Origin of the sequence: Micromonospora sp. CP22 (assembly GCF_009712475.1) — a bacterium.
Classification (GTDB): domain Bacteria; phylum Actinomycetota; class Actinomycetes; order Mycobacteriales; family Micromonosporaceae; genus Micromonospora.
In genome coordinates this window covers 1-11923 of record NZ_VCJO01000004.1, presented here as the reverse complement: position 1 = coordinate 11923, position 11923 = coordinate 1, and the positions used below count along the sequence as shown (strand labels likewise).

The following is an 11923-nucleotide window of genomic DNA, read 5'->3' as shown; positions in this document are numbered from 1 at the left end:
CACGTGTAGGGCATCCTAGGATAATGGTGTGGGGTTGGGTCGGTTGAAGGGGCTCCGTGCTCACCCGGCCGAACGCACCGCCACCGCACCGTGGAAGGCGTCCGGCACCTGCGTCGGCTCGCCCTCGGGCCGCCAGTGGGTCACCGGCACGATCCCGTCCGGGGTGGGCGTCCACCGACCGAGCAACGGGGCGAACGCGGCGGGCGGTCGCATCCGAAACGTCGGGCCCATCATCGCCACCTCGTGCACGTTGCCCATCGTCGGCACCCCGGCGCCGAACACCAGGAACCCGTCCACCCCGGTGGCGGCGATCGCGCGTACGGCACGGCCGAGAAAGGCGCGCAGCTCCCGGAAGACCGGAGCGCACGGGCCGTACGCCTGCTCGAAGGCGTGGGCGGCGGCCACGTCCACCGGATGGTGGTGCGCCCCGCCGAGCCAGAAGTCGATCATCCGGGCGGTACTCGGCTGCTCAGGCTCCACCATCGGCGACGTTCCTCCCAGGCGCTCTCCGAAAGGGTAGCGATGGGACCGGCTGGGCGGTATCACCCCGCCGGTCACGGCGGCCGGTGACCGGTCGGCGCGGTTGACGGCGGTCCAGGCGGGTAGACGGGCCGCGTACGCCACCGGTGATGACCAAAGACGGGTACCGACGCCACCGGCGAACACCAGGAGGGGTACCGACGCCACCGGCGACGACCAGGAGGAGACCACGATGCCAGGACCTCGCCCCGGCAGTAACGCCTACGACAAGCAACGCGCCCGCCTGCGCAACGCCATCGACGGCTCGGGCCGACGCACACCGGACCAGAAGGCCGACGACGCGGCCAACCGGATTCTGCAGGAGGAACAGGGCCGACGCGGCATCGTGCGGGGCGACCGCACCTACGGCCCGAAGGGCAACCGCGAGCCCGGAGATCCGAAGTGAGGGCGGCCGACCTGGCCGACGGCCTCATCGCCGGGGCCGTCGGCACGACCGCGCTGAACGTGGTCACCTATCTGGACATGACGGCTCGGGCCAGGCCGGCCAGCCAGACACCGGAGCGCAGCGCCGGAAGACTGGCCCAGGTCGGCCACGTGTCCCTGGGGCCACCGGAGCAGGCGGACAACCGACGCTCCGGCCTGGGCGCCCTGATGGGCTACGGGCTCGGCGCTGCGGCCACGGTCGGTTTCGCGCTGCTGGCCCGAGGCCGCCGACAGCCGGTGCTGCGGGCTTCGATGCTGCTCGGTGGCGGTCTGATGACCCTGGCGGACGGGTCGCTGACCCTGCTCGGGGTCACCGACCCGCGCACCTGGCGGCGCGCCGACTGGATCGCCGACATCGTCCCGCACCTCGCCTACGGGTTGGCTGCCGCAGCCACCTGGAACTGGCTGCGGCAGCCGGATTAGGGCCGGTCAGGAGTCGCTGTCGTCCTCGGCCACCGGTCGACCGCTGGGACCGTACGGTGACACCTGCCCGTGCGGCACCGGACGCCCGGCGTCGCCCCGCGACGAGCCACGGTGGCCGGGATGGCCCGCCGGATCGGGGCCCTTGTTGTCCTGGCTGGTCCCGCCGAGGGCGTTGCGCCGGAACTCCTGCTGCTGCGGGTTCGTCACAGTCCTCTCCCTTCGCCGGTACGCGGCACGACACCGCGCTCAACCTGCGGCTTACCCGCCGCCGTCGCCGGCATTCCGAGTCACCCACGGCGAGGGCTATCCGGGCCGCTGCTGGGTACTCCCCGAGGATGGGTGACCAACGGACGCTGGCGCGGACCCTGCTGACCCGCCGCACGTACGCCGAGGAGGCCGGCATCACGCTGGCCGACCGACCGGCTCCGCTGTACCAGTTGCTGGTGCTGGCCACCCTGCTCAGCACCCGGATCCGCGCGTCGGTGGCCGTGGCGGCGGCCCGGGAACTCTTCGCGGCCGGGCTGCGTACCCCGCAGGCCATGGAGGCGGCGAGCTGGCAGGAACGGGTCGACGCGTTGGGGCGTGGCCACTACCGCCGCTACGACGAGCGGACCGCGACGATGCTCGGCTCCGGTGCCCGACTCTGCCTGGACCGCTGGCACGGCGACCTGCGTCGGCTGCACCGGGAGGCGGACGGCGATCCGGGTCAGCTGCGTCGGCTGCTCACCGCGTTCCCCGGGATCGGACCGACCGGCGCGGACATCTTCCTGCGGGAGGTGCAGCAGGTCTGGCCGGACGTGCGCCCGTACGTCGACCAGCGGGCGGTGGCCGGCGCGCGGCGACTCGGGCTGCCCACCACGACGGACCGGCTGGCCGAACTCGTCGACGACGCCGACTTCGGCCGACTCGCCTCCACGCTGGTCCGGGTCGCCCTCGGCGAGGAGTCGGCCGGGCAGATCAGCCGTGCCGTGGCCGCCCGCTGAGGGTGGTCACTTCGCCGCGTCACCACCGGGTTTGGTCAGGTGCCACACCAGCAGCGCCGCCAGCAGCGCCAACACCACCAGCCCGCCGGAGAGGCCGCGCCCCTCCTCCGCGGAACGGCCGGTGGTGCCGAAGTAGATCACGGCGAGGCCGGCCAGCGCCGCCACCACCTTCCGGGTACCTCGGTCCTTCACAGGGGCACCGTACGGACGGCGACGGTGCCGGCCCGCGGTTACCGGTCCGCGTCCCCTCGATCGGGTGACCTCAGCCGCCCGCTCAGTCGACTTCCAGGTCGTCGAGGGAGATCTTGTGACTCATCAGCCACCGGGCCAGCGCCGCCATGCCGAACAGCCACAACGGCGCGGACTCGGTGGTGCCGTTGGTCGCGTAGACGGCGAACCGCAGATCCGGCGCACGGTACGCCTCGATCCGCCACCTGTGCTGCCGGTCCCGCCAGATCGCGGAGGGATCCATGCCGTCACGGTAGGTGCCCGGCGTGGCCGCCGGGCGGCGATGTGCTCAATCCACCACCACCCGCGCGTCGTCGGGTAGGCGACGGGTGAGTCCGCGCTGGTCCAGCAGTTCCAACAGCGGCACCGCCACCCGGCGGGTGGTGTCCAACGCCTGCCGGGCGGCACTGAGCGTGAACGGCTGCGGCAGCCCGGTCAGCACCCGCACCGCCTGCTGCGGCGCGCCCGGCAGCAGCACCACGTTCCCGGTCAGCCGCAGCAACGCCCCGGCCCGCACCGCCGCACCGATCTCGCGGGTGCCGAGCCCGACGGCCGCGAGCCGGTCGGCGTCGGGGGCACGGAACGGATGCGCCGCGAAGTCCTCACTCACCAGGGCCAGCGCGCGGGCCACCGGCTCGGGCAACGCCGCCGTGCCGGGGGCCACGACCCGACCGGCGACCAGCCGCAACGGTGGTCGGACCAGGGCCTCGACCAGGGCCCGGTCGGGCAGGTCCAGCTGGCGGCGCAGGTGCTCGACCGGAGCGCCCGCCGCCAGCGGATTCGTGCGGGCGTACTCGGTGACGGCGCGGGTGAGCCGGTCGCCGAGCCGCTGCCAGTGGTGCGGGTCGGCCAGCCACTCCCCGGCCACCGGGTCGACCGTCACCGGCACGCCCGCCGTGACCAGGTCGGTGACCCGGGCCAACCCTCGACGGCGCAGCTCACCGGCGGCGTCGGGGCGACCGTCCAGGGTGGCCAGCACCGCCGCCCGGGCCGCAGCGGCGCCCCGACGGGTCAGCGGCGGCGGCACCACGTCCAGCACGGTCACCCCACCGGCGACGTAGCGGCGGCCCGGATCGCGCAGCACCGCCCGGTCCCCCACCAGCAGCGGTAACGCCCGGCCCAGCCGGAGCCGGGCGGTGTCCGCGCCCAGTGGGCGGACCCGCACCGGCACCGCGGCCGAACCGATGTGCAGCGTCAACGTCAGCGGCAGCTCGGCCACCGGCACCCCGGTCAGTCGCACGTCGACCACGTCGGTGACACGGAACCGGCCGGGGGTGAGCAGGGCGTCACCACGACCGATCCGCTCCCGGGCCACACCGCGCAGGTTCACCGCCACCCGGGCCACCGGCACCGCCTCGCCGCACCCGACACCGAGCCGGTGCAGGCCCCGGATCCGCACCGGCTCGTCGCTGCCGGCCAGCTCCAGTTCGTCGCCGACCCGCAGCCGACCGGCACCGAGGGTGCCGGTGACCACGGTGCCGCTGCCCCGGACCGTGAAACACCTGTCGATCCAGAACCGGACCGCGCCGTCTGGCGCCGGGGCGGGCATCCGGTCGGCCAACCGGTCCAACGCGGCCCGCAACTGCGGCAGGCCCGCGCCGGTGACGGCGCTGACCGTCACCGCCTCCACGTCACGCAGCGGGGTCGCCGCCAGCTCCGCGCGCGCCTCGGCCAGGGCCTCCGCCGGATCAGCCAGGTCCGCGCGGGTCACCACCAGCAGGCCGTACCCGACGCCGAGCGCGTCCAGGGCGGCGAGATGCTCGGCCGACTGCGGCATCCAGCCCGCGTCGGCCGCCACCACCATGACCGCGGCCGGGACCGGGCCCACCCCGGCCAGCATGTTCGACACGAACCGCTCGTGCCCGGGCACGTCGACGAACGCGACGGTACGACCTGACGGCAGCGCCGTCCAGGCGAACCCGAGGTCGATGGTCATGCCCCGGCGGTGTTCCTCCGCCCAGCGGTCCGGTTCCATCCCGGTCAGCGCCCGCACCAGCGTGGACTTGCCGTGGTCGACGTGCCCGGCCGTGGCCACCACCAGCATGGTCAGTCGTCCTCCGGCACGGCCAGCACCGCGAGGCGTACGAGATCGTCGGCTTGTTCCGGCACGCAACGCAGGTCGAGCAGCAGCCGGCCCCGAACCACCCGCCCCAGCACCGGCGGGTCACCGACGCGCAGCGGACCCGCGTACCGTTCGGGCAGGCTCAACGCCCACGAGTCCAGCTCGACCCCGGGCGCGCCGCCACCACCGACCACCGCCACGGACGGCACCACCTCGACCTTGCGGCCGTCGGCGGTCAGCGCCTCCCGCAGCCGTTCGGTCCGCTCGCGCAGCACCGCCCCGTCGGCGTGCAACGCCCGGCGGGTGGGCGTGGCCGGATCAGCGAGCGTCCCCGCCAGGGCGGCCAGGGTCAGCTTGTCCACCCGCAGCGCCCGCGCGAGCGGGTGTCGGCGCAGCCGCTGGACCAGGTCGGCGGTGCCGAGCAGCAGCCCGGCCTGCGGGCCACCGAGCAGCTTGTCGCCGCTGGCGGTGACCAGCGCCGCCCCGGCCCGCAGCGTGCTGGCGGCATCCGGTTCGTCCGGCAGCAGCGGATCGGGAGCCAGCAGCCCGGAACCGATGTCGGCGACGACCGGCACACCGAGCCCGGCCAGCCGCCGCACCGGCACCGCCGAGGTGAAGCCGGTGACCCGGAAGTTGGACGGGTGCACCTTCAACACGAAGCCGGTACGCGGCCCGACCGCCGCGGCGTAGTCGGCGAGGGTGGTCCGGTTGGTGGTGCCGACCTCCCGCAGCCGGGCACCGGTGCTGGTGAGCAGATCGGGCAGCCGGAACCCGTCACCGATCTCCACCAACTCGCCCCGACTGACCACGATCTCCGCGTCGGCGGCGAGCGCGGTGGCCGCCAGCACCAGCGCGGCGGCCCCGTTGTTGACCACGTGCACCGCCTCGGCGTCCGGTACGGCGGCGGCCAGGGCATCCAACGCGTCACGCCCACGGCGGGCCCGCCGCCCGGTGCCCAGATCCAACTCGACGTCGGTGTACCCGGCGGCGGCGGTCACCGCGGCCAGCGCCGCCGGGGAGAGTGCGGCCCGCCCCAGGTTGGTGTGCAGCACCACCCCGGTGGCGTTGAGCACGACCCGGGGCACCGGCGACGGCAACGCGGCCAACGCGGCGTCGCGTACCTCGGCGGGGTCGATCTCACCCCGACGGGCCCGTTCCTGGGCCTGGCGTACCGCGCTGCGCACCCGGTCACGGCCGACGGCGGCGGCGGCCGCGACCAGCGGCGGCTCGGCCAACAGCACGTCGGTACGCGGCACCCGGCGTCGCGGGTCCGCGCCGCCGTCGCTCATCAGGTCATCTCCTCGTAGCCTGGCGGAGACGGACGGGAATCGAACCCGCCTGGCCCGGATCCCGGACCACACCGGTTTTGAAGACCGGGAGGGGCACCAGCCGCCTGAACGCCTCCACCGGCCATTGGATCACAGTCGGGCGGCGGGTGTGCGGCCGAGCCGACACCCCGGCTACCGGTCGGACTCGGCCGCCCGCCGGTCGAGGCGTTCCCGCTGCGGCACCACCGTGTACTTCGGATCGCGGGCCGAGGCGACCCCGGCCTGGAAGACACCGAAGCGGGTCGCGACCGACGCGGCCAGCAACGCGGCACCGGAGAGCGCCGACACCAGTCGGCTCCGCCGACCCAGCACCGCCCCGGCCACCCCGGCGACGGTCAGTGCCCGCCCGGCCCGCAGCAGAGCACCGGCCCGACCACTCCGGTAGGGCTCGCTCAGCAGGCCGAGGCGGTTCTCCAACCGGTGCGCGCCGAACAGTTCCAGCCCGGCACCGGCCACCGCCATCCGCCGCGCCGGTCCCGCCTCGGCCGCCGGCACGGCGAGCAGGCCGACTCCCGCGCCGCTGGCCAACGCGCTGCCCGCGAAGACGAACGGCAGGTCGGCGTACGCCTCGTGCCAGGAGGGCACGGCGGTGTCGGCCAGCAGCACCGCCGTGTACGTGCCCAGGGCCGGTGCGAGCGCCGCGGCGGTCAGCCCGGCGGCCCGCCCCGTCGGCGGCAACACCCGGCGGGCCAGCCCGAGCGGGCCCCTAGTGGGCAGCAGCGACGCCGCCTCGGCCACCGCGGCCAACCCGGCGGCCGGACCGTACGCGGTGAGGACCCAGGTGCCCATCGACATCGGCGAGGTCGGTTTCGCCACCCGCAACATGTGGTGGAACCGCTCCGGCCGCCCCAGGTCCTTGACCAGCAGCCCGGCGCTGGCGGTGATCGCGGCCAGCGCGGCGACCCGCCCGGCACGGCGGACCCGGGGCCGCCCGGTGACCTGCCCGCCCGCCGCCAGCAACGACGAACCGGCGGCCACCCCACCGGTGAACAGGTAGGCGGCGATCTCCCAGGTCCACACCGGCGGCTTCAGGATCGGTCGGCCGTAGTAGGAGGTGAACTCCGCCGGTGGCACGGCCAGTTCCTCACCGCCGCGACGCCCGGCTCGGAAACGGCGGAACCGGTCCCCGACGGCCGCCCGGTCCGGGTTCACCGCCGACCGCCGAGGAACGCACCGACCGCCGCCGCCGTCATGGCCAACGCGGCCAGCCCCGCCCGCCGCCACATCGCCGGCAGATCCGTGGTGGTGACCTGCGGATCCGGTGGCAGGCCGTACACCTCCGGCTCGTCGAGCAGCAGGAAGAACGCGCCGTCACCGCCGACACCGTCGTTCGGGTCGTGGCCGTAGAGCCGGGCCTGCGACTCCCCCCGCGCCCGCAACGTGTCGACCCGCGCGGCGGCCCGTTCCCGCAGCTCGTCGAGGGGGCCGTACTGGATGGACTCGGTCGGGCACGCCTGGGCGCACGCCGGGGTCAGCCCGGCGCCGATCCGGTCGTAGCAGAGCGTGCACTTCCACGCCCGCCCGTCCCCGACCCGCCGGTCGATCACCCCGTACGGGCAGGCCGACACGCAGTAACCGCAGCCGTTGCAGATGTCCTCCTGCACCACCACGGTGCCGAACTCGGTGCGGAACAGCGCCCCGGTCGGGCAGACGTCGAGGCAACCGGCCCGGGTGCAGTGCTTACACACGTCCGACATCATCAGCCAGCGGAAGTCACCGCGCCCCTCGGCGCTGCCGGTGCGCCCGGGTGGCCCGGCCGCCGGCATGCCGAGGAACTCGGGCGCCCGGGCGGCGTCCGGGCGACCGGGCAGCAGGCCCGGCTCGGTGCCGGTCGCCGTGGTGGTGCCGGCGGCGCAGGACGTGCCGGTCGGGTGTTCCGCGACCGGGGACGAGCCGTCACCGGCGGGGCGGTGCTGTTCGACGAAGGCGACGTGCCGCCAGGAGTTCGCCGTCAACGCGCCGGTGTTGTCGTAGGACATGCCGAGCAGGTCCAGCCCGGAGGTAGGCACCCCGTTCCACTCCTTGCAGGCGACCTCGCACGCCTTACAGCCGATGCAGACGCTGGTGTCGGTGAAGAAACCCATCCTCGGCGGCGCGTCGACCCAGCCGGCGGCGGTCGCCGGATCAGCCGCCCCGGCCGTCGACGGCGCGGGGACGGCGGGCCGGCCGCGCGAATCGACCATCAGCTGTTCCTCTCTGCGTCGCCGGTGGACTCGACCGGCACGCCGGGGGTGACCGCCGGCGGCAGGACACCCGGCACGATGCCGGCCCGGGTGCGGTAATCCTGCACGAGATCACGCAGCGCCGCGCCGGTGGGCCGACGCCCCGGCCGCACGTCACAGGTGCCGACCTTGCTCTCCTGGATCAGGACGTTCGGGTCCAGGGTGATGCCGAACAGGTCGTTGGCCGAGTCCCCGGTGACCAGCCCCTCGAAGCCGAAGTGGTACGGCAACCACACCTGGTGGATCACCCGACCGTCCACCGTCAGCGGCACCAGCCGATCGGTGACCAGCACCCGGGCCTCGATCGCCGCGCGGGCGCTGATCAGGTGCGCCCACCCGAGGTGGGTCAACCCGGCCAGCGCCGCCAGGTCCGGGGATACCTCCACGAACATCTCCGGCTGCAACTCCGCCAACGGCGCGACGGTGCGGCTCATCGCGCCCGCGGTGTGGTGCTCGGTGAGCCGGCTGACCGTGAACACGTACGGGAAGACCTGGTCGTGCTGCTGCGGCGGGCTCGGATTCGTCGAGTTCACCGGGTCGGCGTACATCTTGCGGGTCGGGTTGGCCTGCTGCCCGTAGAGCGGGTTACGCACCGGCGACTCGGCCGGCTCGTAGTGCGTCGGCAGCGGGCCGTCCAACACCCCGCTGGGCGCGTACAGCCAGCCCTTGCCGTCTGCCTGCATGATGAACGGGTCGTCCCCGGCCAGCGCGGCCGGACCGGTGGCACCCTCCGGTGGCCGGTACGACGGCGGTTTCGTCACCTCGAAGTCCGGCACGTCGTGACCGGTCCACCGGCCGGCCTCGGCGTCCCACCAGACGTAGCGTTTGCGCTCACTCCACGGGCGGCCCTGCGGGTCGGCGGAGGCCCGGTTGTAGAGCATCCGCCGGTTCGCCGGCCAGGCCCAGCCCCACTCGGCGGCGACCCAGTCCTGCTCGTGACCGGGCCGACGGCGGGCCGCCTGGTTCACCCCGTCGGCGTACACCCCGGTGTAGATCCAGCAACCGATCGCGGTCGTGCCGTCGTCGCGGGCCTGGGTGAACGTCGACAACGGGGCACCGCTGGTCGTGTCGAACCCGTTGATCTCCCGCAGCACCGCCTCGGCATCCGGCTCGGCGTGTCGGCCGTGCGTGGGATAGTCCCAGGTCAGATCCAGCAACGCGCGGTCACGTGGGCGGGTCGAGCCGGCCAGCTTCTCCCGCAGCCGGCGCCCCAGGTGGTAGAAGAACCACAGCTCGGAGCGGGCGTCGCCGGGCGGCTCCACGGCCTTCTCCCGCCACTGCACCAACCGCTGGGTCTGGGTGAACGTGCCCTCCTTCTCCACGTGGGAGGCGGCCGGCAGGAAGAACACCTCGGTGGCGCACTCCTGCGGCAGGATCTCCCCGGTGGCGACCTCGGGGCCACGCTGCCAGAACGTCGCACTTTCGATCATGAAGAGGTCGCGTACCACCAGCCAGTCGAGGTTGGCCATGCCCAACCGCTGGGCCCGGCCATGCGCCGAACCGACCGCCGGGTTCTGCCCGAGCAGGAAGTAACCCTTCACCTTGCCGTCGATCATGTTCAGCACCTGCTGGTAGGTGCCGTGGTCGCCGGTCATCCGGGGTAGGTGGCCGTAGCAGAAGTCGTTCTCCTCGGTCGCCGCGTCACCCCAGTACGCCTTCAGCAGGCTGGCGGCGTAGGCGCGGGCGTCGCCCCAGAACCCCTTCTGGCCGGGATGCCGGATGCGGTCCACCCAGGCGTCGAAGTCGGGATGCTTGGCGTGGTGCGGCATCGGCAGATAGCCGGGCAGCAGGTTGAACAGGGTCGGAATGTCGGTGGAGCCCTGGATGCTGGCGTGCCCGCGCAACGCCATCACCCCACCGCCGGGGCGACCCATGTTGCCCAGCAGCAGTTGGATGATCGCCCCGGTGCGGATGTACTGCACCCCGACGGTGTGCTGGGTCCACCCGACCGAGTAGATCAGGCAGCCGGTCCGTTCCCGCCCGGAGTTCTCCGTCCAGGCGCGCGCCAGCTCCAGGAACTTCTCCTGCGGCACGCCGCAGACGCGTTCCACCATCTCCGGCGTGTAGCGGGCGAAGTGCCGCTTGAGGATCTGGTACACGCAACGCGGATGCCGCAGCGTCTCGTCCCGCAGCGGATGGCCGTCGATCGGAGCGCCGTGCGACTCGTGCCGCAGCCCGGCCGCAGCGTCGCGCTCCTCGACCGTGGAGCCACCGCCGGAGTCCCGCTCGTGGCCCGCGTACTGCCAACTGTCCTGCACGTAGCTGGCGGTGGCCGGGTCGAAACCGGAGAAGAACCCGTCGCTCTCCTCGGCGTCGACGAAGTCCTCGCTGATGATGGTCGCGGCGTTGGTGTACGCCAGCACGTACTCCCGGAAGTCCAACTCGTTGGTGAGGATGTAGTTCACCACCGCGCCCAGCAACGCGATGTCGGTGCCCGCCCGGATCGGCAGGTGCGCGTCAGCGACCGCGCTGGTACGCGTGAAGCGCGGATCGATGTGGAAGACCTTGGCCCCGCGCCGTTTCGCCTCCATCACCCACTGGAAGCCCACCGGATGAGCCTCGGCCATGTTGGAGCCCTGGATGACGATGACGTCGGCGTTCGCCACGTCCTGCTGAAAGTCCGTCGCGCCACCGCGACCGAAGCTGGCCCCCAGACCGGGGACGGTGGCGGAGTGTCAAATACGGGCCTGGTTCTCGATCTGAAGCGCCCCCATCGCGGTGAACAGCTTCTTGATGAGGTAGTTCTCCTCGTTGTCCAGGGTGGCCCCGCCCAGGCTGGCGATCCCCAGCGTGCGGTTCAGGGGCCGACCCTCGGCATCGACGTCCTCCCACGTCTCGTCCCGGGCGGCGAGCACCCGGTCGGCGATCATGTCGAGCGCGGTGTCGAGGTCCAGGTCCTCCCACTCGGTGCCGTACGGCCGCCGGTAGCGGACCTTGGTCTGCCGCAGCGGGCTGGTGACCAGGCTCCGACTGGCGGCGCCCTTTGGGCAGAGCCGCCCTCGCGAGATGGGGCTGTCCGGGTCGCCCTCGATCTGCGTGACCTGGCCGTCGGTGACGAAGACCCGCTGCCCGCAGCCGACCGCACAGTAGGGGCAGACGGACCTGGCGACCCGGTCGGCGTCCTCCGTGCGGGGGGTCAGCTCGGCACTGCGGGTCGAGCGTGCCGCCGCGCCCCGGCCCAGCGGGTCGGTGCCGGTGAGTTGCCGGTAGACCGGCCAGCCCAGCATCACGTCCCGCAGTCCCACGCTCGACACCTCCCGATGTCGACCTTAGGACAGCGCGCCGGGATCGGCGACCCGCCTACCGGAACCGCACATGACGCCGCCCCCGGCCCGAGATCGGGCCGGGGGCGGCGAGGGTGCCGGTGTGCAGGTCGCCTCTCGGCGAGTGGCGCGACGCGGCTCCAGCCGAACGGTATTCCGCGAAGGCAATTTAGGTGAGGCCCGGGGACACTGGATCACACCGACACCCGAGTCAACAGGTTACCCGCTTCGCTTCTTCCTACCCCTGTCGTGATCGCCGCCACAGTCGCGGCCGGGTGGGTATGCCGCTGGCCGGCACCCTGGGTCGGGTGCCGGCCAGCGGTTTGTTCCCCCTGTCGAGGAAAGTCTTCGATTGTTCAGAGCAGGGATCAGGCGTTCCAGTGCTCGGCGACCAGGTCGGCGGCCTGCTGTTCCCACTGGGCGTAGTGGTCCGGGTAGGCCGACACCTGCA

12 protein-coding genes and 1 tRNA gene are annotated in these 11923 nt (G+C 73.3%); 3 read left to right on the top strand and 10 right to left on the bottom strand.

Annotated features, from left to right (window positions below):
* Nucleotides 1-60 precede the first annotated feature (60 nt).
* Nucleotides 61-483: an SAM-dependent methyltransferase gene (locus FF096_RS08600; protein WP_155216224.1), complete on the bottom strand. Its 423-nt coding sequence runs from the start codon at nucleotides 481-483 to the stop codon at nucleotides 61-63.
* A gap of 229 nt (nucleotides 484-712) precedes the next feature.
* On the opposite strand from FF096_RS08600, the gene FF096_RS08595 reads away from it, so the two are divergent.
* Together FF096_RS08595 and FF096_RS08590 are read left to right on the top strand one after the other, a co-directional pair.
* Nucleotides 713-925: a phosphatidylethanolamine-binding protein gene (locus FF096_RS08595; protein ID WP_155216222.1), complete on the top strand. Its 213-nt coding sequence runs from the start codon at nucleotides 713-715 to the stop codon at nucleotides 923-925.
* The gene (locus tag FF096_RS08590) at nucleotides 922-1386 is read left to right on the top strand and encodes a hypothetical protein (RefSeq protein ID WP_309222933.1); all 465 of its coding nucleotides are present in this window, start codon (nucleotides 922-924) and stop codon (nucleotides 1384-1386) included. Before FF096_RS08595 ends, FF096_RS08590 begins: the two co-directional genes overlap by 4 nt.
* 6 nt (nucleotides 1387-1392) lie before the next feature.
* Here FF096_RS08590 and FF096_RS08585 read toward each other — a convergent pair whose 3' ends face one another.
* Nucleotides 1393-1593 carry a hypothetical protein gene (locus FF096_RS08585; RefSeq protein ID WP_230462423.1) on the bottom strand — a complete coding sequence of 67 codons (201 nt, stop codon included), beginning with the start codon at nucleotides 1591-1593 and terminating at the stop codon, nucleotides 1393-1395.
* Nucleotides 1594-1721: 128 nt separating this feature from the next.
* Here FF096_RS08585 and FF096_RS08580 point away from each other — a divergent pair, with 128 nt between their 5' ends.
* Nucleotides 1722-2369 (top strand): hypothetical protein, encoded by a 648-nt coding sequence (locus tag FF096_RS08580; protein WP_155216220.1) that lies wholly within the window; start codon nucleotides 1722-1724, stop codon nucleotides 2367-2369.
* A 6-nt stretch (nucleotides 2370-2375) separates the two neighbouring features.
* Here FF096_RS08580 and FF096_RS08575 read toward each other — a convergent pair whose 3' ends face one another.
* The 8 genes from FF096_RS08575 to fdh all read right to left on the bottom strand — a co-directional run bounded on the left by FF096_RS08575 (nucleotide 2376) and on the right by fdh (nucleotide 11436).
* Complete coding sequence (locus tag FF096_RS08575; RefSeq protein WP_155216218.1) at nucleotides 2376-2561, bottom strand: hypothetical protein; 186 nt, start codon at nucleotides 2559-2561, stop codon at nucleotides 2376-2378.
* Nucleotides 2562-2643: 82 nt separating this feature from the next.
* On the bottom strand, nucleotides 2644-2841 hold the full coding sequence (locus FF096_RS08570) for a hypothetical protein (RefSeq protein ID WP_155216216.1): 198 nt from the start codon (nucleotides 2839-2841) through the stop codon (nucleotides 2644-2646).
* Between the two features lie 45 nt (nucleotides 2842-2886).
* On the bottom strand, nucleotides 2887-4641 hold the full coding sequence (gene selB, locus FF096_RS08565) for a selenocysteine-specific translation elongation factor (RefSeq protein ID WP_155216214.1): 1755 nt from the start codon (nucleotides 4639-4641) through the stop codon (nucleotides 2887-2889).
* 2 nt (nucleotides 4642-4643) lie between these two features.
* A complete protein-coding gene (gene selA / locus FF096_RS08560; protein WP_155216212.1) occupies nucleotides 4644-5948 on the bottom strand; it encodes an L-seryl-tRNA(Sec) selenium transferase in 1305 nt (434 codons plus the stop codon).
* Nucleotides 5949-5968: 20 nt separating this feature from the next.
* Nucleotides 5969-6064, bottom strand: a tRNA-Sec gene (locus FF096_RS08555).
* Nucleotides 6065-6119: 55 nt separating this feature from the next.
* Complete coding sequence (gene nrfD / locus FF096_RS08550; protein WP_309222932.1) at nucleotides 6120-7139, bottom strand: NrfD/PsrC family molybdoenzyme membrane anchor subunit; 1020 nt, start codon at nucleotides 7137-7139, stop codon at nucleotides 6120-6122.
* Nucleotides 7136-8170 (bottom strand): 4Fe-4S dicluster domain-containing protein, encoded by a 1035-nt coding sequence (locus FF096_RS08545; RefSeq protein ID WP_155216210.1) that lies wholly within the window; start codon nucleotides 8168-8170, stop codon nucleotides 7136-7138. Before FF096_RS08545 ends, nrfD begins: the two co-directional genes overlap by 4 nt.
* Complete coding sequence (fdh, locus tag FF096_RS08540; RefSeq protein WP_255456610.1) at nucleotides 8170-11436, bottom strand: formate dehydrogenase; 3267 nt, start codon at nucleotides 11434-11436, stop codon at nucleotides 8170-8172. The genes FF096_RS08545 and fdh overlap by 1 nt, the downstream gene beginning before the upstream one ends.
* Between the last annotated feature and the right edge of the window lie 487 nt (nucleotides 11437-11923).

Coding starts and splice junctions, on each gene's coding strand:
- FF096_RS08600 (WP_155216224.1), bottom strand. CDS start 483: ATGGTGGAGCCTGAGCAGCCGAGTACCGCCCGGATGATCGACTTCTGG.
- FF096_RS08595 (WP_155216222.1), top strand. CDS start 713: ATGCCAGGACCTCGCCCCGGCAGTAACGCCTACGACAAGCAACGCGCC.
- FF096_RS08580 (WP_155216220.1), top strand. CDS start 1,722: ATGGGTGACCAACGGACGCTGGCGCGGACCCTGCTGACCCGCCGCACG.
- FF096_RS08570 (WP_155216216.1), bottom strand. CDS start 2,841: ATGGATCCCTCCGCGATCTGGCGGGACCGGCAGCACAGGTGGCGGATC.
- selB (WP_155216214.1), bottom strand. CDS start 4,641: ATGCTGGTGGTGGCCACGGCCGGGCACGTCGACCACGGCAAGTCCACG.
- selA (WP_155216212.1), bottom strand. CDS start 5,948: ATGAGCGACGGCGGCGCGGACCCGCGACGCCGGGTGCCGCGTACCGAC.
- FF096_RS08545 (WP_155216210.1), bottom strand. CDS start 8,170: ATGGTCGATTCGCGCGGCCGGCCCGCCGTCCCCGCGCCGTCGACGGCC.